Origin of the sequence: Peribacillus sp. TH14 (assembly GCF_016651145.1) — a bacterium.
GTDB classification, from domain to species: Bacteria; Bacillota; Bacilli; order Bacillales; family DSM-1321; genus Peribacillus; species Peribacillus butanolivorans.
The window spans coordinates 287,415-308,646 of sequence record NZ_JAEKEK010000002.1 but is presented as its reverse complement, the minus strand read 5'-3'; the positions used below and the strand labels follow the sequence as shown (position 1 = coordinate 308,646).

General features: G+C 35.2%; 22 protein-coding genes and 2 pseudogenes. 12 read left to right on the top strand and 12 right to left on the bottom strand.

Features of this window, described 5'->3' with window-relative positions; genetic code table 11:
• Positions 1-210: 210 nt before the first annotated feature.
• Positions 211-783: a spore protease YyaC gene (yyaC, locus tag JFU50_RS29430; protein WP_201225515.1), complete on the top strand. Its 573-nt coding sequence runs from the start codon at positions 211-213 to the stop codon at positions 781-783.
• 91 nt (positions 784-874) lie between these two features.
• On the opposite strand, the gene JFU50_RS29425 is transcribed toward yyaC, so the two are convergent.
• On the bottom strand, positions 875-2,185 hold the full coding sequence (locus JFU50_RS29425) for a CitMHS family transporter (RefSeq protein ID WP_201225641.1): 1,311 nt from the start codon (positions 2,183-2,185) through the stop codon (positions 875-877).
• 250 nt (positions 2,186-2,435) lie between these two features.
• Positions 2,436-3,299, bottom strand: coding sequence for a LysR family transcriptional regulator (locus JFU50_RS29420; protein ID WP_201225513.1), 864 nt, complete (start codon positions 3,297-3,299; stop codon positions 2,436-2,438).
• A gap of 148 nt (positions 3,300-3,447) precedes the next feature.
• On the opposite strand from JFU50_RS29420, the gene JFU50_RS29415 reads away from it, so the two are divergent.
• Together JFU50_RS29415 and JFU50_RS29410 are read left to right on the top strand one after the other, a co-directional pair.
• A complete protein-coding gene (locus JFU50_RS29415) occupies positions 3,448-4,575 on the top strand; it encodes a 2-methylaconitate cis-trans isomerase PrpF family protein (RefSeq protein ID WP_201225511.1) in 1,128 nt (375 codons plus the stop codon).
• A gap of 59 nt (positions 4,576-4,634) precedes the next feature.
• Positions 4,635-4,781: a hypothetical protein gene (locus tag JFU50_RS29410; RefSeq protein ID WP_201225509.1), complete on the top strand. Its 147-nt coding sequence runs from the start codon at positions 4,635-4,637 to the stop codon at positions 4,779-4,781.
• A gap of 394 nt (positions 4,782-5,175) precedes the next feature.
• Here the strand turns inward: JFU50_RS29410 and JFU50_RS29405 are convergent, their stop codons facing one another.
• The 3 genes and pseudogenes from JFU50_RS29405 to tcuA form a co-directional block, all read right to left on the bottom strand.
• Positions 5,176-5,613 carry a VOC family protein gene (locus JFU50_RS29405; protein WP_201225507.1) on the bottom strand — a complete coding sequence of 146 codons (438 nt, stop codon included), beginning with the start codon at positions 5,611-5,613 and terminating at the stop codon, positions 5,176-5,178.
• An 87-nt stretch (positions 5,614-5,700) separates the two neighbouring features.
• A pseudogene (locus tag JFU50_RS29400) lies at positions 5,701-6,704 on the bottom strand (IS1595 family transposase).
• A 626-nt stretch (positions 6,705-7,330) separates the two neighbouring features.
• Positions 7,331-8,842, bottom strand: a complete 1,512-nt coding sequence (gene tcuA / locus JFU50_RS29395) for an FAD-dependent tricarballylate dehydrogenase TcuA (RefSeq protein ID WP_242485222.1) — start codon at positions 8,840-8,842, stop codon at positions 7,331-7,333.
• A gap of 264 nt (positions 8,843-9,106) precedes the next feature.
• Between tcuA and JFU50_RS31870 the strand changes: the two genes are divergently transcribed.
• The 7 genes from JFU50_RS31870 to JFU50_RS31255 all read left to right on the top strand — a co-directional run bounded on the left by JFU50_RS31870 (position 9,107) and on the right by JFU50_RS31255 (position 14,206).
• Positions 9,107-9,238, top strand: a complete 132-nt coding sequence (locus JFU50_RS31870) for a hypothetical protein (RefSeq protein ID WP_342366385.1) — start codon at positions 9,107-9,109, stop codon at positions 9,236-9,238.
• Positions 9,186-9,989, top strand: a complete 804-nt coding sequence (locus JFU50_RS29390) for a LysR family transcriptional regulator (RefSeq protein WP_342366392.1) — start codon at positions 9,186-9,188, stop codon at positions 9,987-9,989. The genes JFU50_RS31870 and JFU50_RS29390 overlap by 53 nt, the downstream gene beginning before the upstream one ends.
• 26 nt (positions 9,990-10,015) lie before the next feature.
• The gene (locus JFU50_RS29385) at positions 10,016-11,113 is read left to right on the top strand and encodes an AbrB family transcriptional regulator (RefSeq protein WP_201225503.1); all 1,098 of its coding nucleotides are present in this window, start codon (positions 10,016-10,018) and stop codon (positions 11,111-11,113) included.
• 419 nt (positions 11,114-11,532) lie between these two features.
• Positions 11,533-12,855, top strand: coding sequence for a CitMHS family transporter (locus JFU50_RS29380; RefSeq protein WP_201225501.1), 1,323 nt, complete (start codon positions 11,533-11,535; stop codon positions 12,853-12,855).
• Positions 12,856-13,350: 495 nt separating this feature from the next.
• On the top strand, positions 13,351-13,566 hold the full coding sequence (locus JFU50_RS31265) for a hypothetical protein (protein WP_242489180.1): 216 nt from the start codon (positions 13,351-13,353) through the stop codon (positions 13,564-13,566).
• Positions 13,567-13,616: 50 nt separating this feature from the next.
• Positions 13,617-13,871: a hypothetical protein gene (locus JFU50_RS31260; protein WP_242489179.1), complete on the top strand. Its 255-nt coding sequence runs from the start codon at positions 13,617-13,619 to the stop codon at positions 13,869-13,871.
• Positions 13,872-13,978: 107 nt separating this feature from the next.
• Positions 13,979-14,206: a tyrosine-type recombinase/integrase gene (locus JFU50_RS31255; RefSeq protein ID WP_342366384.1), complete on the top strand. Its 228-nt coding sequence runs from the start codon at positions 13,979-13,981 to the stop codon at positions 14,204-14,206.
• A gap of 1,357 nt (positions 14,207-15,563) precedes the next feature.
• Here the strand turns inward: JFU50_RS31255 and JFU50_RS29370 are convergent.
• A complete protein-coding gene (locus JFU50_RS29370; protein WP_201225499.1) occupies positions 15,564-16,424 on the bottom strand; it encodes a CPBP family intramembrane glutamic endopeptidase in 861 nt (286 codons plus the stop codon).
• An 86-nt stretch (positions 16,425-16,510) separates the two neighbouring features.
• Entirely contained in the window at positions 16,511-17,068 is a 558-nt protein-coding gene (locus JFU50_RS29365) for a hypothetical protein (protein ID WP_201225497.1), read from the bottom strand.
• An 833-nt stretch (positions 17,069-17,901) separates the two neighbouring features.
• Here JFU50_RS29365 and arfA point away from each other — a divergent pair.
• Complete coding sequence (gene arfA / locus JFU50_RS32125) at positions 17,902-18,006, top strand: alternative ribosome rescue factor ArfA (RefSeq protein WP_201225495.1); 105 nt, start codon at positions 17,902-17,904, stop codon at positions 18,004-18,006.
• A 107-nt stretch (positions 18,007-18,113) separates the two neighbouring features.
• Here arfA and JFU50_RS29355 read toward each other — a convergent pair.
• The 5 genes and pseudogenes from JFU50_RS29355 to JFU50_RS29335 form a co-directional block, all read right to left on the bottom strand.
• Positions 18,114-18,284, bottom strand: a pseudogene (locus JFU50_RS29355) (DUF2975 domain-containing protein); the annotation flags it as partial.
• 35 nt (positions 18,285-18,319) lie between these two features.
• Positions 18,320-18,805 (bottom strand): DUF2975 domain-containing protein, encoded by a 486-nt coding sequence (locus JFU50_RS29350; protein WP_201225493.1) that lies wholly within the window; start codon positions 18,803-18,805, stop codon positions 18,320-18,322.
• A 160-nt stretch (positions 18,806-18,965) separates the two neighbouring features.
• The gene (locus tag JFU50_RS29345) at positions 18,966-19,142 is read right to left on the bottom strand and encodes a hypothetical protein (protein ID WP_201225491.1); all 177 of its coding nucleotides are present in this window, start codon (positions 19,140-19,142) and stop codon (positions 18,966-18,968) included.
• 118 nt (positions 19,143-19,260) lie between these two features.
• The gene (locus JFU50_RS29340; RefSeq protein ID WP_201225489.1) at positions 19,261-19,764 is read right to left on the bottom strand and encodes a hypothetical protein; all 504 of its coding nucleotides are present in this window, start codon (positions 19,762-19,764) and stop codon (positions 19,261-19,263) included.
• 61 nt (positions 19,765-19,825) lie between these two features.
• On the bottom strand, positions 19,826-20,179 hold the full coding sequence (locus tag JFU50_RS29335) for a hypothetical protein (protein WP_098175180.1): 354 nt from the start codon (positions 20,177-20,179) through the stop codon (positions 19,826-19,828).
• Between the two features lie 328 nt (positions 20,180-20,507).
• On the opposite strand from JFU50_RS29335, the gene JFU50_RS29330 reads away from it, so the two are divergent.
• Complete coding sequence (locus JFU50_RS29330; protein ID WP_201225487.1) at positions 20,508-20,939, top strand: tyrosine-type recombinase/integrase; 432 nt, start codon at positions 20,508-20,510, stop codon at positions 20,937-20,939.
• The last annotated feature ends 293 nt before the right edge of the window (positions 20,940-21,232 follow it).

The following is a 21,232-nucleotide window of genomic DNA, read 5'->3' as shown; positions in this document are numbered from 1 at the left end:
TCTTATTGTTAGTTCATATCTTTTAAATTTCATTTTTATATTGAGGATTCTTATAATAAAGCATAAGAGAAGCGAAGAAAATAATAGAATTACTTTTTTCAGAGTGTTAAATACTAATAATTGAAAAAGAACCATCATTCTTAAGTATATGCTTATCTTTATATGCATGATATCTTTTTTGTTCGTATAATGGAATAAAGGGGAATCAAGATGAGTCTAATTTACAAGAAGAAGGAGCAGATTAATTCTGTGGAACCAAAAGGCGAAGAAATAAAGAATTTAGCATTAAAAGTCAAAGAGATTATTCAATCTTCAGGATGTCAAAATGAAGATGTAATCTTTCTGTGTATTGGTTCAGACCGATCAGTTGGGGATTCATTAGGCCCTTTAGTGGGGACAATGCTTAAAGAACACACGGTGCCTTATCGTGTTTACGGCACTTTGGAAAATCCCGTTCATGCATTTAATTTAGAAGACACGTTGAAAGAAATTAAAAAACAATTCAAAAAGCCTCTTATTTTTAGTGTGGATGCTTGTTTAGGGGATCAAAACCAGGTCGGTTATGTTTTCTTGAAGGATGGACCTCTTGTCCCAGGGAAAGCTTTAAAAAAAGTATTGCCGGAAGTGGGAGACTATCATATTACAGGAATGGTCAACTATATAGATCCGCTGCCAACCATGCAATTTTTAAATGATACTCGTCTATACACGGTTATGAACCTTGCGAAAACAATCGTAAAAATCATTACTCAAGCGACCGGCGAGACTTCTGGAATTAAATAAAAGAATGGGCTGAGCCAAAACCACTAATAATAATTAGTTTTGGCACAGCCCTACTTTGTTTAAGTTCGAAAAATATTAGATAACATTATACTTAAATAATAGCCCCTGTCAAGATAGCAACAATGATAAGGACTAATGAGCAAATTAGAGCCCATTTAAATGCATACCGCTGTAGTTCCCCGATATCTGTCTTTACCATCCCTACTAGTAAAAGAGTCGATGCCACGAGAGGACTTAAGAAATGTACAGGCTGGCCCAGTACGGAAGCTCTGGCAATTTCTAAAGGACTCACTCCATAAGCTGCTCCTGCTTCGGCAAGAATTGGCAAAACGCCAAAGTAGTAAGCATCATTGGATAAAACGAACGTAAATGGCATGCTGGTGAACGCAACGACCATCGGTAAAAAAGAGCCTAAAGAATCAGGAATGATGGCCACTAATGAATTTGCAATGGCGTCGACCATTTTCGTACCCGAAAAGATCCCTGTGAAAATACCAGCCGCAAATACTAATGTGACAACGGTTATAGCGTTTCCTGCATGTGACACGATTCGCTCTTTTTGCTGTTCTAGATTAGGGTAATTAATGATTGAAGCAAGCACAAACCCGATTAGAAACAACACAGGTACCGGTACTATGCCCATTACAAGAACGACCATAACCGTGAGCGTCAACAAAAGATTGACCCATATTAATTTAGGGCGCTTTAAATCGTCTTGTATGGCGGAAGCTACCGCTGCTTCAGCAAGAGCTCCTTTCATTTCAGGTGCAGCTTCGATATTAACAACGCCAATCCTTTTGCGCTCTTTTTTCCCAAGTACATAAGCGGTAAAAAGAATAGCTGCAATTCCTGCGAATAGTGTTGGGATAATCGGGACAAAGAATTCATTTGCATCGAGACCTAAAGATGCTATTGCTCTTGTTGCAGGTCCTCCCCAAGGAGTCATACCACTCATAATACTGACAGCCAACATAGAAATAGTTCCAAGAATAAGTGGATTCATACCAAGTCGTAAGTAAAGAGGCAGCATAGCGGAAATCGTAATCATATGAGTCGTGGTACCATCACCATCTAAGGCAACGGTCATTGCGATTACTGCTGTTCCTATCGCTATTTTAACCGGATCCCCTTTTACGATTTTTAACATAGTTTTAATAAGTGGATCAAATAATCCAGCGTCAATCAGAACTCCGAAAAACAAAATAGCGAACAATAGCAAAGCGGCTGAAGGTGCGACAACCTTTATTCCATCGAGCATCATATCTCCGAGCTCTGGACCAAATCCGCCAATTAATGCAAAGATAATTGGAATGACTACAAGAGAAGCAACAGGTGATAACCGTTTAGACATGATTAAATAAGTAAAGACAACGACCATTGAAATTCCAAGTAACGTAAGAATATGAATCCCCTCCTATTAAAGAAACCGCTTACAAGTCAAACGAAAAGTTTGAATAGTTAAAAAATATTATATAATATTTTCTGTTTCCCTGTTTCTTTGTTTTCTTTTTTTAGAATAGTTCATATCGTTAAATAAGTGAAATACATATTTTTTGTACTTTTTCGAAAAAAAAACTTATAATCCATTTTATATTAAATTAAGAAATCGAAAAAGCACAATGAAATTGTCAATAATTCATTGTGCTTTTTCGTTAAAGATTGGAATTTTTATTCAGGAAATCAATAAAGTTTTTCACAGTAGAGAGTTTTAAAGAATCCTGGTTATACATTAACCATGTATTTCTTAACACCGGCTTCCCATTTTTGTAGGATAACCCGTATGTATGCAAGTTATCTGAAGGCTGCAGGCATATTTCCGGCAGAATAGAAACACCAAGATCATTTTTGACCATCTCTTTGCACGTCTCCTGCCGATCTGTTTCCATAGTTACAAATGGTGGCTCCGGGAATCTATCATGCCACCAGCCATTTATTAAGTTTTTTAAAGAACTGTCGGTTTTATAATTTATGAATGGAAGTTCTGGCAAGTTATCCAAGTCTACCTCTTTCTTAGAAATTAAACAAAGTCTTTCTTTATGCAGTAGCGATTTGATTCCATACCATTCATAGTTTCCACGAAGAATGCCTAATTGAACACTAGAGGAATCCAGAAGATGCATGATTTCTGTACTCCAGCCTGTATTCACATTAAATTGTACATGAGGATATTGTGTTGAAAACTTTTTCAATATTTCTGGTAGTTTATATTGGGCAAAGTTGCTGGAAACGCCAAGCCTTAACGTTCCTCTTACCTCATTTTTCATATTCAGCATATAATCTTTCGTTTTTTGCAACTTTTTCACCATTTCTTCCGCATAGCCCGCTAAATGTATCCCTTCGGAAGTAAACTCAATGCCTCCTTTTATTTTGAAAAATAAGTTCGTGCTAAATTCTTTTTCTAAATTTTTAAGCCGATACGTTAACGCCGGCTGCGATATATATAAACGCTCTGCGGCACGGCTAATGTTTTTTTCTTCATATAGTATCCTTATCGCAATCCAATCTTTTTCGTCCACTTAACCATCTCCCACTTTTCGATTATAAGTTTTTTTATCATTTTTATTAAAAAAATATGTATTTTACTTATTACAGAACTTATCATACTATATTCCCAATGGAACCGGTAGTACTATAAATATTGGGTTGAGAAAAGGTGGTTATACAATGAAAGTACCAGTAGTTGTAATGCGCGGCGGGACAAGTAAAGGTGTGTTCCTTAACTTTGAAGATATGCCTTCGAATCGCTCACACTGGGAAGGTTTCTTACTTGACGTGATGGGCAGTCCGGATCGGAGACAGATTGATGGTCTTGGAGGAGGGAATTCATTGACAAGTAAAGCAGCGATTATCAAAAAATCGGATTCACCAGAATTCGATGTGGAATATACATTTGCGCAGATCAGCATCGATAATCAAATGGTTGATTTTAAAGGAAATTGTGGTAATATTTCATCTGCTGTAGGACCTTACGCAATTGAGCACGGAATAGTTCCGGCAAAAGAACCTGTTACAACAGTGAGAATTTTTAACTCGAATACACAGAAATTGATTATTGCAGAAGTAGAGGTTGAAAATGGACAAGTGAAAACAGAAGGTAGCTGCTCAATTCCAGGCGTGCCTGGTAAAGGATCACCTATCTATCTTTCATTTACTCGTGCTGAAGGAGCAGTCACAGGAAAACTATTCCCTACAGGAAATCCGATTGACATGATTAAAACGAAGGATCGACTGATTCAAGTTTCAATTATTGATGTTGCTAATCCACTTGTTTTTGTAAGGGCACAGGATATTGGTCTAAACGGAAGCGAATTGCCCACTGAATATTCACAGGAAAAATTAAATGAACTAGAAGAAATCCGGTCGATAGCAGCTGAAATGTGTCAATTTTCCGATAAGAAATCAGCAACTGTCCAATCTCCTGCTGTGCCTAAAATGACTCTAATTGCTCCTCCTATGGATTACGTCGACCTAAACGGATCGGAAAGAAAAGCGTCAGAGATGGATTTGATGATCAGAATGATGTCGATGCAAAAGCCCCATCAAGCGCTTGCTATTACAGGAGCAATCTGTGCAACTGCAGGAGCTTACTTACAGGAAACGATTTTATCTGAGATGGTGAACATCAAACAGGAAATTTTTCGATTAGCCCACCCGGCGGGGATAATGGAAACAAAAGTTGATTTTTTGGCAGGACACATACGCGCTATTAAAGTGGTACGCACAGCGAGAATCATTTTAGAGGGTTACGTGTACACGAAAAAAAATTACGAGCTTTCCTATCAATTAGCTTGATTTGAATTGATTTGCAAATTACGCAAAAAAAAAATTATCTATCACTTGGAGGATTTGCAATGTGGGTCATCACTGTCTTTTTAAAAGGAAATATTAAAATTTTTGAATTTGACACAGAAAAAGAAGCGAAAGCACTATTCAAAAATATGAAAGGCACTAAAATTCTTTCCGAAATAGTTTACTTCAATGATCCTTGTTTTTTATAAGTGAGTTTTCAATAGAGCTCAGACTCTAATGTATCTCCAACTAACCGATGCCTACAAAATTCAATAATAAAATAGGGTTGAGAATAGATGAAAATTTTCCTGGGGGAGCGATTCACCCTTATACAATTTAGGATATAGATACTGAATCCAGATTTTCATGGTTACTAGAGTATTAAACAAAAGGCTCTGTTAAATTTAAATGTTGATTTTTTATATAATAAATTAGGGGAACCTTCATTTGTCAAGGTTCCCCATTTTTTTTTAGCTAATGCCCCCGTTTGTCCAACAAGGGGAAAGAACGACTGCCCCTATAAAAGACAGCCGTCCAGTCTGAAATATCAGTGTGTTTAGTTAAGCGGAAGTGTTGCTATATATATGTCAGCATATCGTCTGTTTATTTGATTTTCTCCGCCAACTCTAAAATAATTCCCTCTGGACCACGAACGTAGCATAACTTATAACTTTCTTCATATTGCTGTATTTCACTAAAGATTTCCGTGCCCTTCTTTTTCAATTTTGCAACAATAGCTTCAATATCTTCAACAGCAAAGCAAATATGTCGGATACCCAGCGTATTTGCAAAAGGTTGCTGAATATCTTTTTCATCTGATGGCGTATAAAATTTGACTAGCTCTATCCATGCCTGACCATCTGGCATCCCCAATCCTACACATGCCGTTTTAACATCATTAAGCCCAACTATTCGGTCCAACTGTTCTCCACCCAATTCCCATTCCGCTTGCACTTCAAGTCCTAAATCAAGAAAAAACGCTTTAGCCTCTGAGAGATTATTTACGTTTATACTCACATGATCTATTCTATTGATCTTCATATCTCATACCTCCTTGAGATCAAGTGCTCATCGGAGAATTATTCAACAAACTTATTGCAAATTCCTGTCACGATTGTTAAATAAGCACTATACAGCGAATTTTGATAAGCGTAAACTATCGTAAGTATCTGTCATTTCAAAGACAAATGATGATAATAGAAAATCTTTAATATTGTGCTTTGTGTTTTCGTTACAGCGGCTATCGACAAACAAAAACCAGGCTAGGTAGTTATCAAGGTACTTCGTTGCGACACCTTTAAATCGGTTTATGAATTGTTTCAATCGGGAATGGAGACCATTAACGTTTTGAATATGATATAAGCCCTTAATAACGTGTTTACCATCGTTTGATTTAATTCTGTAATGCTCAATGCCTTTTTTCTTTTGCATACGTTTTATAGGCTCTCCAAGCATCTATTACAAGTACATTTTCGGGTGTCAACTTTGAACCAATCATTTTTTCAACTTTCGTCTTAACAATACGCCCCATACAAGATACTTTTGAAACAGTCGCTTTTGTACGATCTCTAGCAACAAGAACACAAACCTGCTCGTGGCTGATTCCTCTGTGTTTGGAGCTGCCGCCACGTTTACGGGGTTTTCTACCAGTAATGTCACGTTGACCTTTTTGAGAGTATAAGAAATAGGTCTCATCGACCTCGACAATACCCTCAAATTGTTCAAAATCGATTTGTTTAAGAGCGTTCAAGAGCTTGTGTCTCCAATAAAAAAGCGTAACCCAAGTAACCCCTACGATTTCAGCCGATTTTCGTAGAGAATAGCCTTTGAACATACAATCAACAAATGTAATCCATTCGTTGTCTTTACGAGTGCGGAACAAAACGGTATTTGTTGTGTCTGTAAAAGTCTTCCTGCAAGATTTTTGTATTTCCCGAATCGAACAGCACAGAATTACAGTGAAGGCACTCAAACCCATCTTTAAAGCGAGTCTCCCTCATTTCATTGATTAAACGTCCACCGACAGAGGAAGAAGGATCAACATAACGTTTTACCCATTGATAGACTTGTTCTTTTTTTGTAAGGGTTAATTTATCAATGTGATTTAATAAATTGCTAAACGCCTTGTCCATCCTTATAACCTCCCCGAATACTTGTTCCTATATTAATTATATAAGGGAATCAGGGAGGTTTCAATTATCAACATTTACCTTTAACACAGCCAAACAAAAAGAAAACTAATTGTTATCTTTCATCCTTGTTATAGGGAAAGTATCCACAAACCAAGCCATTATTTATTGACTGGTCAGCCCTTTTTCACAGGCTCAATTTTAGCATCAATCGAAGCATAGGAAGAACACCTATATATTATAATCATACAAAATAATTGATAACTGGTAACTGTTGATAAGTCAGCACTGACTTCATGCGCGATAATGCCCAGCTGATCTATTCAGCTGGTGCTAAAATCGAATAGCTATAATAGAGGAAAAATCATATTGTCAGGCTATCAGGACGCCTAAAGCTATACAATCACTACATCTGAAAAAACTGCAATAGATAAACTGTTACTAAGGTTGACTAAAACTCATATCCCTATATGATATGAGTTTTAGTCAATGCATAAAGACTTTTAATATTTGAAGTACCAAACAGCCAAGAACTTTTTTAAGCCTTGGCTGTTTTTTATTCTTCTATTTAATGTATCCCTAGAATTTTTGGACACATTCTTATCTAATTAACTATGCAAGGAAAAGACTCAATGATTATTGATCGCTTCAACCTTTTCTTGAAAATAGTGGGCTGCGGATGAACCAGCTAATTTTCCAAAGACTGCTCCAGACATTAACCCGGATCCACCAGGATAGTTTTCATAAAAAATCCCCCCAATCATTTCACCAGCCGCAAAGAGACCTTTTATCGGTTGTTCTTCTTTGTTTAACACATGACCCGTAGCATCTACATGCAAACCACCGAACGAGAAGGTGATTCCGCACGTTACAGGGAAAGCATAGAATGGCCCTTGCTCAATTCGAAGTGCCCAGTTGGATTTAGGAGGGGTAATTCCTTTCGTTCCTTTGCCATCTTTCTCTGCGGGTCTATACTCGCCATCTTGTACGGCACTGTTATATTCTTCGATCGTTTTAAGGAATTGTGTTTGATTGACCGGCAGGAAACTAGCCAACTCTTCAAGTGTATCTGCTTTATAAATAGTCGCTTCTTCAAGGTCATATTCTTTACGCAGCATCGGGCGTACCTGTGCATCATAAATTTGATATGCCACATGTCCAGGCTGTTTTAATACCTCACGGCCGTATTTGGCATAGGTGTAATTTCGCAAATCTGCTCCTTCATCAACAAAACGTTTCCCTTCATTATTAAGCATGACGCTGTACGGATAAGAATGCTTTTTAAAAATATCTCCCGGCTTCGTGAAGTCTCCTACTTTTGGCGCGTTATAATCTGTCCCAATCGAATGACATCCAGACCACTGCCCAAATTTTTGAGCCCCGACTGCCATAGCCATGGAGATGCCGTCTCCTGTGTTGAACTCGGTTCCACGAACAATCGCCGCTTCCCATTCTTCACCAATATTTTCACTTCTCATTTTCTTATTGGCTTCAAAGCCGCCACAAGCCAAAATCACACCGGATGTCTGAACTGTTACCATTGTATGATCCTTCTCAACAACGACACCCGATATTGTGTTATTCTCTGATACAAGCTCCACAGCACGTGAATCGTACCAAACGTCGATGCCAATTTCTTCTGTCCGCGCAAAGAGCTGTCTCATTAAGCCAACGCCTTTATCTTCCGTTTTGATAGGCAGTCCTCCCCAGAAATTGCGCTTGCCATCTTGTACGAAAGATTGATTTTCATAATTCAATTCAAATTTTATTCCCTGATCACGCATCCACGCAATTGTTTCATACGATTTAGTAACTAGCTGTTTTGCTAATTCAGGATTACTTTGTCCACCTGTTACTCGCATTAGATCATCTAAATAATCAGATTCAGCGTATTCAGGCATAACAATTAACTCGGCTTCTACGTCTGTTAATTCAGGTATTACTTTTCTGATTGCGTCTAAATTATTGTATGCAACACGTATGGCTCCATCTGTGAAGAAAGAGTTTCCTCCACGCTTTTCCACTGGTCCTCGTTCTAATACAAGAACTCTAGCACCGCCCTCTTTTGCTGAGATTGCGGCACATAAAGCTGCGTTTCCTGCCCCTACTACAACTACATCATAATTTTGTGTATTTTCCATTTTTACCCCTCCTGCTAAGTAGTGATAACTCTTCATGTAAATAATAAGTGAAAATAAAGAATAAAAATAATATTGTTTTTTTATTTATTGACATAAAAAATTTTTATGATAAATACTAGAAATACTTAGTGAGATTATTGATTTACACAAAAAAAGATAGATTTCTTTCATTCATTAGTTGTATTATACTTTTAGAAATCAAATAAATTATTGCTATTTTTAATTACCTATAAATATTTTTTATGACGAAAGGAGAAAAATATTATGGATGAAAAAGACTGGCATATATTAATTACTCTTCATGAAGAAAGAAATATAACAAAGGCAGACACAACGACTATTTATTTCGCGACCAGCTTTAACCTACCGTATAAAACAGCTAGAAAAAGAATTTAAAACAAATTTAATCTCTAGAGGAAAAAGAGGTATCGAGTTTACTGTTAAAGGCGAATATCTGGTTCAATATTCAAGAGATATGAGTAACCAGTTACGAGATGCAAAAGAACATATTTCAAATTTGGATGAAAAAGTAAAAGGAACTTTACGTTTGGGTGTATCTGGCTTGTTTGCCCGATATAAACTTCCAGTATTATTAAAAGAATTTCTAACCCTGTATCCAGATGTTGAAATTAGTTTGAAAACTGGATGGAGTTCTGAAATTCATCAAATGCTTAAAAAAGAAGAAGCACACCTAGGGATAGTTAGAGGTCCTTACAAATGGCAGGAAAATAAAGTGTTATTTCAAGAAGAAAAGATTTGCATTGCTTCCAGTAAAAAAATTGAATTAAATGATCTTCCTTTTCTTCCTAGAGTGAATTATCAAACAGACCAATCGTTAAAACTAACTATTGAAAACTGGTGGCAGGAAACATTTACAGTACCACCTAAGGTTTCAATGGAGGTAGATCGGATAGAAACATGTAAAGAAATGGTTCTTAATGGTTTAGGATATGCCATTTTACCAGAAATCTGTATTAAGAATGATGAACCACTGTATACTTTCCCCGTTGTATTAAGCGATAATAGCTATTTGCTTAGAGAAACTTGGATTTTTTATCGGGATGTCACTATGGATTTGGCTCAAGTAAAAGCATTTATTGATTTTCTAAATGATTCTAAACAAAGGAAACAAGACGAAACGAAATAAATCTAATACAAAGGAAGAGAATTAATATGAAAAAGTGGGATTTAAATAGAGTAAGCAGGGGAATCCAATTATTAGCTGCAATCGTAACTGCTTTTATTGGAGGCGGCCTTTTCTCTCTTATCAGGTTGCCAATCCCCTGGCTTCTAGGTCCAATGGCAGCCCTATTAATTACTTCACGCTTCAAAAACGTTAAATTAATTTGGCCCGTTTCGATTAGAAATACAGGATTAATTATTGTAGGTTATTCAATTGGCATCTCCTTTACCAAGAGCTCATTTTCTGACATGATTAGTCACCTTCCCTCAATGTTGATCCTTACAATTTTAATTGTCCTTGTGTGTGTATGTTCGGCTTTTGTCATGTCAAAACTTACCGGTATTGACTATCCTACCTCCTTAACAAGCAGTATTCCTGGAGGGTTGTCACAAATCGTTGTGTTTGCAGAAGAAATGAAAGGGATTGATATTACAACAGTAACCTTTTTCCATGTTACAAGAGTGATCATGGTTGTTTTCTTAGTTCCATTTTTAATTTCCAGTCCCCTTTTTGCATCGGAAAGTACCAATGGCTCATCTAGAATAATGGATAACGTTATTCCACAGTGGAGTGAATTATTTCCACTTATCTTTCTGTTCGCGCTTATTTGTTTTCTCGCAGCAAGAATAGGTAAAATAATCAAATTACCAGCTCCTTACTTTTTAGGACCAGTAATCGTTACTGCTGCAATAAGCCTTTTTGGTTTGCAGGGACCCCCGCTTCCCCCTTCACTTCTTGATATATCTCAATTTATGGTTGCCGGTTATATCGGTTTACTATTAAAACCGGAACAACTCGAAAACAAAAAGAAAACCATATTATTGGCTTTGATGAACGGGCTAATTTTGATCTGCGCAACAATGTTTTTCAGTTTTCTACTGACCAAGTATTATGATTTATCATCTATTACGGGTTTTTTAAGTTTAGCCCCTGGTGGAATGGATCAAATGGGAATCATTGCACATGAAGTCAATGCTGATGTATCTACTGTTACCAGCTATCAACTATTTCGGTTGGCTTTTATTTATATCGCCGTTCCTCCATTACTAAGATTGGTATTAAAATTAAGTTTAAGAAAAAAAGACTAACAGTAATTCAGTAAATCTAAATGTTAAATAAAAAGGAGGGATCTTTGCTCAAAGGCACTGAAAAAGTCTGATTCATAAAGAAAAGAAGATCATCATCTATAATTTAGATGATGACCTTCTTTATAAAACTAAATGTAGCATTTAAATTTAAAATCTATAGTTATGAATCACTTTTCCAGTGGCTTTCATTGCTTTAGTCTCCATTCTTTTTTAAAGAATAAATTATTTTGATAACAATACCAAAAAAATATGTATTTAACTTATTGCTCTCTCTGTATTAACCTTTAATAAAGAAAAGCGCATAAGCATAGTGTAAAACTTATTAATCTACCAGTCTCTTTCTGAAAATTCGCAAATTATTTCTAAGTCATCCGGAGATTAATTGAAAGCGCATTCAAAATTAGGGAGGGGATTTAATAATGTTTCTTACAATTTTAGGTACTTCTATGGTTATCGTTTTTACCTATTTAATTATGTCCAAACGTTTATCACCCATTGTTGCTTTAACTTTAGTTCCGATCGTGTTTGCAGTAATTGGTGGTTTTGGAAGTAAAATTGGCACTATGATGATGGAAGGCATTAAGCTAGTCGCTCCTTCTGCTGCTCTATTATTATTCGCCATATTATTTTTTGGTATTATGATAGACACGGGCTTATTTGACCCACTGATCAAAAAATTATTAAAAGTTGTCAAAGGAGATCCTGTTAAAGTTTCGGTAGGTACCACAATTCTTGCATTACTCGTTGCCCTAGATGGAGATGGAACAACAACGTATATCATTACTGTTTCAGCTATGTATCCACTTTATAAACGAATCGGTATGAATCCATTGGTTTTAGCCACAGTAGCCATGCTAGCTTTAAGTGTTATGAGTGGAATGACCCCCTGGGGTGGACCTGCTACACGGGCAATCGCAGTATTGGGACTTGATGCATCCGAATTTTTCGTCCCACTTATTCCAACCATGATCTGTGGTGCTCTTTGGGTTATTTTCGTCGCATTTATTTTAGGAACAAAAGAACGTAAACGACTGGGTGTAATACACATAGAAGAGTTAAATATTGAAATAGCTGCTACTGTAGAAAATGAAGCCACTGAGATAGTCCCACACATTGACATTAAACGTCCTCATTTATTGTGGGTTAACTTATTCATTGTAGTAGGCATTATGGTCATTCTTATTATGGGATTGGTACCTTCTCCTATTTTATTTTTGGTCGGTTTCGCTATTGCTTTAATGATTAACTACCCCAATCTGGAAATGCAAAAAAGGCGCATCTTAGCACATTCTGGAAACGCATTGATTGTTGTTCTGTTAGTTTTTGCGGCAGGAGTATTTGCAGGAATCTTTTCCGGTACAAAAATGGTTGATGCTATTGCTAATGGACTGGTTTCGATAATACCTGCTTCACTAGGTCAATTTTTTCCTGTCATTGTTGGCATTACAAGTATGCCATTCACTTTCGTTTTATCGAATGATGCCTATTATTTTGGAGTTCTCCCTATTCTTGCAGAAGCAGCTTCAGCCTATGGAATCAGTCCGTTAGAAATTGCTCGGGCTTCTATATTGGGACAACCCGCTCATTTAATGAGTCCACTTGTTGCATCAACCATTCTATTAGTTGGTATGGTTGATAAAGACCTTGGAGAATATCAGAAATTCGCATACAAATGGGCCATCTTGACATCGTTAATCTTAACAGTATTAGCTATAATTAGTGGTGCCATTTCTTTTATGTAAATTATAAAAGTCCTTGTATACTTGTTTGCAAGGACTTTTGTGGCATTTTTCAGCTAGATAGTTTTTGATACAACTTTGTTGACAGGTAAAGTTCTATGTTTATAATTTCAGTCGATTTATTTAAAAAAAGACCCTATTAAGGTCTCAATGATTGTGATTGATTTAAGAACCCTCTAATTTCATCAATAGGTTCATGAAAAAATTGAAATGATCCAACGTTTGCAGTGATAACCGGTGTTCAAGTCTTGCTTTGTTTTCATTTCCTCCCCTCCATTCCTTTATGTCCATAATTGAAACCATTAAATAAGATTGGAAAACTGAAGTATTTACTGATATTATGTGGATCTGTTGATAAGAGAATGTCAAATCCATGAGCAGAAATTGGAACAGCTGGTTAAGTCCATACCTTTCTACATCGTTGAGTATGTTGACAATAAATTGGATACCCGGCCCCCCTTCTACCCTTTTGAATTACGTTCTTGATTATAATTATTTTTGGAGTGGCTGATAGCTGAGAGCATTGCTGAGCAGGAGCATATTAAAGATATCCCCCTGTCAGTGCTGGAAAAGTTAAAGTTGATCGAAGCTCAATCCTTTATCAAATTTTTGGAACGGAGAAATATCCCTATCAATAAGAAGGAAACAAAAAAAGCCGAAAAGGTATCCGTCAATCGGGAAATTTCAGCATTACGTTCCCTTTCAAGTATTTAACGACTCAGTCAGAAAATGATGACGGCGAACCTTACTTCTATCGAAATGTCATGTTGAAAATTGAAGTGAACAAAGTAAAAGAGACTTTGGGGGCCAGTGCTTCGAGAATATCGGCAAAGATTTTCCACAATGATGAGGATGCTCGGTTTCTTGAATTCGTGATGCATAACTATGAAAAGGAGCTACCTGAAAGGTCCATGAAACTTATTTATTTTAAAAGGGACCAGGAACGTGATTTTGCAATTTTATCCCTCTTCTTAGGAAGCGGCATCCGGGTGAACGAGTTATCCAAATTAAGGCTATGAGACTTGGATTTTGAAGATAAACAAATACACGTATTACGTAAGGGTGGAAAAAAGGATGTAGTGGCAGTCTCACCTCCGTTGATGCAGACATAAAAGACTACCTAACTGTGCGAACGGAACGTTATAGGGGCTCAAATGATGATACGGCCTATGTTTTCTTGACTAGAGTGAATGATGGAGCCACCCCTCTTTCCAACCGCGCCATCGGGGCTCTAGTAAAGAAATACACGAAGGCATTTAAGTCCAATAAGTCGATGTCGCCACACAAACTGAGACATACCTATGGGACAAACTTAATGGAGCAGTCAGGAGACATCCATTTACTGATGACTTAACTTGGTCATACTTCAACCACAACAGCTGCCCTCTATACTAACCCTGAGCAGGAGAAGGCTAAAAAGGCTGCGAAACAGCTGGGAGAGAGAAGAACCAATTATCGTGAAAAAGATTAAATGAAAAAAGAGAAGATTTTCTAGTCTTCTCTTTTTTATATTTAAGTGTAACTTCGGAAATTTTCATTGATTTGGAAAAAGATCCTTTATAAAATATTTATTAAATGCGAAAGCTCAAGATTAAAAAAACGTGCAGAAGGGTAGTCATTAGATTGCCTTTTTCGTAGTTTACAATTTTATTAGTTAACATAAGATAAATTATAGGAAGTTGTAAATGTATAAAATTCACTGTCTCAAAACGACAAGTAACCTTGTTGTTTTGAGACAGGATAAAAATGTTCAAAAAAAGTCCACATCTTAAAAGTATCATTTAACAGAACATTCACACTTGCTCATTGTATAATATAGGTCTCCTTATTTTGATCTCTGAATACGATTGGCCAGGACCAGTCATATTCAGAGAAAAAAACCTCTAAGCTCATTTCCTTAAAGGTTTTAATTGTATCTCATTGTAACGAGTATTCTTATGTTATGAGACGAAAAAGAATTTTATACAATTCATCATTTCAATTATCTCTAGTCATTGTTTCAGCATCCTCAGTTTTAGTTTTTACTTTTACAACCTCTTTGCCATGTTTCTCCACTTCTTTTTATAAACGGAGCTTTGGTTGCAAATTTGAGAATTATAAAAATAAGCTTGCCCTATATCCCGTGAAGATGAAGCTAAAATTCCGGAATTCAGCAGCCATAAAGATGCTCGTTTGTGGTTCATAAGAAAATATGGAGTCTCTTTTACCTGCATAAATTCTGAGGTTATTGGCGGAGCTGAAATTGTTTATTTCTATAATTTAATTCTTAACCGTGAGTGTTCATGAATGGTCAGAAAGAATTAATAGAAAAAGCTCAATCAGCGATACATTAAATTATCTTGGTAGCTATCAAAGCATTGAGATTTGGGATGATGGCCGCATACATATTGTCCATTAAGCCAGGGATTTCTCTGGTTTTTATTTACCTACATCACTCTTTCAACTAAATTAATATTATGTTGAAAGAGTGGATTTCTTTTTAAGCCTACTCCGCTGTTAAAATACAAATACATTAGGATAAAATATGTAAGCATAAGACGTGTTTGTATACTACGAAAAGGGCAATCTAATGATTCCCCTTCTGCTCATTTCTTTTAAACTTGTGCTTTCGCTTTCTCATACTATTTAGCGTAGGCGCAGGCTATTGACTCCACGGTAGGCGACATACCCAAATGTGCAGTAATCATTTGCCCGTTTGTCTTTGGTTAAATTTATTTTATTGTTAGAAAAATAACATACATCAAAAACAACAAAATAATATACCTATCAAAGAATTTGACTTTTTCACTTTGAAAATGATTATTTTTTATTACTTTTATAAATAAGAAAGTTAATATAGATAGAAAAAGTATTAAACCAGTTATGGTAGTAATTGGAGACACCATTACCTTAAAATAAGTTTCAGTAACCTTTTCTGGGAAATGCATTAAGATCCTCAATATTTCATTCACTAAAAAGTGAAAAAAGATAGCCGGAATAATACTTTCAGTATAGATAGTTACTAGTGCAAAAGAGATACCCATTACAAATGCAAAAACCAAATTCCCAACCGTCATATGGTAAATGCTAAAAATAAGAGCACTTAAAATTATTGCCGGTTTTATGTTCATTCTCTGATATTCTTTTAATAATATGCCTCTAAAAAGAATTTCTTCACTAATAGCTACTGAAAAGCCAATCATAATAATGCTGTAAAAACTTATGTTTTTACTACTCTCCATAAGTGTACTAACAATTTTTTCAGCAGAAAGCCATTCGCCAGTTAGTAGATAATATTGAATCCTACCGAATATCACAGATAGCATGTGAACTATAATACCCATTAAAATACCAAGAAGAATATATTTTATATGTACCTTTTTAAGCCGAATGCTAGATAAGGTTATTTTCTTCTTTTTTAAGAAAAGAAAAAGCACATAGATAATTACCAGTTTACTTAAAAAGAAAAATAATTGTTTGTTTATTTGTAAAGAAAGTTCTTGTAATATACTTTCCACAAGAGGAAAAATAACCATAATTAGTGTTGTTATATATAATATAAAGCGATGAGTTTGCTTAATATTAGTACCCATTCTTACCCCTTTGTTGTACGAAAATTTCAAATTCTAAAATGCAAACCCTTATTCTAAAAAGGGTTTGCATTTTCACTATTTTTAATTTATTTTGTTGCTACTTTTTTATATTTAATGTAGGTTTCATTTCTTTTTTCTGTTTTTATCAAATTACCAGTTGGGTTATAGGTTTTTAGTGTTCCAGTCAATTTCCATGTTTCTTTGTATTGGTCCCATTTTTTCGTTGCCGAATATACCTTGTCTCCACCACCAGAAACAGCTATTATACCAGCTATTTCCACCTTAAAGTTAAGGTTAAAACTCCATGTTGTAGTATCAGTTATTTTTTTGTGAAAGACTCTTGATTGTCTTGTATCTGTGGCTGTTTTCCAAGTATATCGATTACAAGTAGCACACATTGTAGACATACCATTTTCAATATTAGTCATTTCTCCTGTTTTTTCATCTACAAGAACGGATATTTCTTGACCTAAAAGTACATCAGTACCTAATAGAGTTGTATCTTCTGTCGGAAACTCACCTGGTTGGCTTCCCTCTTCTTTTAAATCAACCTCTTTAGTAGGAGAACTTGCAAAGGTTGATGTTGGATTAAATCCAAACAAAAACATAGGAATTATTAATATAAGATATAGTAACTTCTTCAATTCTTCACCCCATCTAATATTTTTTCTATAAGACCTACAATGATTTTGCATAAACATTCGTATTTTTTTAAATTATCAATTAATTAATCTCGCGTATATATTTCTAGGTATTAATTGCAATTTAATATAAATTAAAAGACGCCTCTCACTGCTCTCCCTCCTTATTGTAAATTTTACCATATAAGTATTTATTTTTGCACTTAATTAAAAAGTATACTAAGTCTTGAAATAATGAAAGTAGGAGTTTGCATTATAAGATTTAAAAGGTTTTATTAAGAATGTAAGTTACCTCACAAGTTTTACCTTCACACCTCCCGTGAATCCAACTTGATTAAACCTACCTTTACCTTAGTTCGACATTTTATTTTCCTCCCTCACAAATAGAAGAAGGCGACCACCCCCGGCTGTCTTTTTCATTTTTTAATTAAAACAAGAAATAATTTACTTATTCGTTATTATTTACATATAAACTTTAAGGGGGTTACAAAATTGATGTTGGGAGTTCCACTTCTAATTGCATGTGTTCCAGGGATAATAGCAATACTTTTGGCTTGGTGGTTTAGAAAATTAAACCTCTTTATTTGTAAGGCTTTTACCAGGTATATTAACCTTCATAGCTTCAATTATTTTGTTTTACATAAGTTTTGTGTAGATTAGGGGATTTGAAGGAGCAGCATATGGAATACTAGCTTTCTTTTTACTTCCCTTTGCAATTGTGGCTTCAATTATTGCGAGTAAAAACAAAGGTGTGCAGAGCTGAGGTATTTACTTCAAATATCTATGAAAGTAGGAATATATACAATGAGTAAAACAAAAAAGAAAACAATTGGTGAATGACAAACAGCCGGATGCGCTGGGCCTTTGATCCCTCCACTCGTGTTATTAAAAACAAAAAAGGCAAAGGTTCTTATAACCGGAAAAAAGAGCACTCCTATTAAGGATGCTCTTATTTTTTTCTTATTCGATTATTTCTTCATGTCGATTAGATTTATGAAGGTTAAGGACCCCATATTTAAAACGAATAAGTATCAATTTGTTGGTATTTTGCCGCTCCATACATCACGATGAAAACGAGATATTTCATTGGGGCAATATTTGGATACAATTTTGCTGCGAAATTCGCCATATGGGGCACTAAAAATATGCACAATGCAAGAACTGGGATTCCTATAAAAATAACAGCTAGCTTTAAAAAGAGTGTCGTAATTTGTTTCATAAAAAGTACCTCGTTAATTAAATTTTCTCAAACCGTTATTCATTTTTTGGCTTAATATCTGGGACATTTTTTAATGGCTTTTGAAGTGCATCCACAATGGCTGCGATGATACTTGTTGCTAAAATACCCATTAGACTTAGTGATATAGGACCTGCTGGGTCGTCTCCTGTGATTTTAGCAAGCACCTTTAAGCTTACTATTCCTAACAAAATGAGGAGAATGACTGTAAAAGCACATTTTTTTATAACCTTCAAAGATTTAAGGGATAAATCAGAGAAAGCATTGTTTTTTTCGATATAGGTTAGTAGTTTAAATGCTTGATACAACGCAACAGAAAACGTAATACAGAATCCATATGCACATACTAAAAAGGGAATTAGGAAATAAGCCGTATCTGGATGTACCTTTGCATCTTTAATGGCTATCTCAGGCAACCAATAGATACATAAAGCAAGCATCGCAATTCCAATCAGAAAAATAATTACCTTTAAGAAAGTGGTTGAACCTTGTTTAACATTCATTTAAAGCACCTCACTGATTTAATAATAAAATGACTTTAACACATGATTTATTGTTTTACAATAAACTCATATCGTTTTTAATTATATTATTATTGTTATTATTATATTGTTTCTCCAATTCTTTATTAGCCTTTTGAATTTCTTTTTCAAGTTCAGCGACTTACTTATCCGCTTGTCCAGCCTTTTCTTCCGCATATTTAAGTGTAGCATTCAAGTTTTTAATTGTATTGTTAGCTGCAGCAAGCTCTTTAACCTTTGCGTCATATTCAGCTGTTTTGATGGCCATGATCCTTATGGCCTGATGATTAGCTGTTTCAGTATTCAATTTTGTTTCCAAATCTGCGAAAGCTTTGGGTGCAAATTTGAGATATTTAAATATAAGCTATATTAATCGTTAATGTTGATATTTTGATAATAAAAAAGAATGCCTATATATAGGCATTCTTCACCGTTTTTTATGACCATTTTTCTTCATCATCAATCCATTGATTATTTTTTAACTCATATGATTTAGTATCGTCGTGGAAAACAAAGAACGATGGTAAATCCAATATATCCCCACCTGATTTTTTCCAACATTGACCAAACCAATCTGTAAACGCTTTTTGTTCTAACTCGTATATTGCTGGATAGTTTTCTTCGTAAAAATTATCAAGAAAATCATCCAATGAATTGTCGATTAACTGATAGTATGTTACATCAGGAATTACATCAACACTACCTGCAAAAACTGTTGTGTCATTACCTTCATAGAAAACTTCGTTAGCTTCTCTATCCATAGAGAACATCCTTATTGAAATTTCAAAATTTGTAGGCTCAATAAATGCGGTAAAATCCAACAAATCTATTTCAGAAAAATAGTTGTATGTAATGATATTTTTAAGGTTACCTTCTAACAAATCTGAATGTTTCTCAAGGTTAGCTTTAATAGAATCAATATAATTATCGACTGTTAACATATTTTATGGTCTCCTTTTTTAATGCCTTATTCAAACAAATGCACCTGCTATTATGAAGTTACTAAGCTAAATTTTGCTTACGGAATCCATATCTATATAAACCTAGAAAGAAAGGATACATTATGATAAGCGTGAAAGCTGTAACGAAAATCATTCCTCCTACTCCAAGTTCTGGATCATTAAGCACATCCAACATGGTGTATGCAAGCACTTCAATTACAGTTATTATAAATACGAATTTCCAGAATGACTTTGATAACAATTGTTTGTTATATACATAACCAAATAATCCAATTGTGGAAATAATACTGATAACAGTATCCGTAGTTTCTATCACCGGACCATGAACCGCTTCTACAAACATTGAAGCTATCGATATAGCTATAATTAGCCAAAAGTAAATTTTCCAGAGCATTTTTTACACTTCCCTACTCATAAAAATGACCCTCTCAATTTTTCCATTTCTAGTATATCAAACCAACCTAGTAAAATGGGCTTATTTTTAAAATAATCCTTTTGAAGCGCATCCAATACAATATACGCTCATTACTCCCAAAATACCTAGAATTAATTGGGTGTTTATATTTGCAACAAAAAAAGCCCTCACAATGAGGACCTCGAAAAAACCTACTCTTATGTAAATCTCCCGGAAATTGTTTCATCGAGCAGATCTTGTTGGACGAGCTTTATAAACTTATTTCGCTGTTCTTCAATCACTACAAGCAATTTTTCCCACGTCTTATATGATAAACGTTTTACGTAAGGGTGGAAAAAAAGATGTAGTGGCAGTCTCTCCTCCGTCTATGCAGGACATAAAAGATTATCTAGCTGTGCGAACGGAACGTTATAGGGGATCAAGCGATGATACGGCCTATGTATTCTTGACTAGGGTGAATGATGGAGCTACCCCTCTTTCCAATCGAGCCATCGAGGCTCTAGTAAAGAAATACACCAAGGCATTTAAGTCCAATAAATCGATGTCCCCACACAAACTAAGGCATACATATGGGACTAAATTAATGGAGCAATCAGGAGACATCCATTTGCTGATGACTCAACTTGGTCATACTTCAACAACAACGGCTGCCCTGTATTCAAACCCTGAACAGGAGAAGGCTAGAAAGGCTGCGAAACAGCTGGGAGAGAGAAGAACCAATTATCGTGAAAAGGATTAAATGGAAAAAGAGAATATTTTATAGTCTTCTCTTTTTTTAGTATGTGTGTAGAATAAAAACCTAAGATAGCATCTATCCTTCGGCCACTTGGTAAGGCCAAAAAATGGTAGCTATATAACTTGTAATAATTGCCAAAAATGACAATGTTGGGTGAAGTAGAAAAACCCCAATTGTCAGAACAATGGCAGAAAGAAAATCATAAAAAACCGAAATATAAGAATCATTTTTTTCAACGCTCTTTCTTTCTTTTGAAGATGCAACTTTAAAAAGTATCAAAGTATATTTTCCAAGTT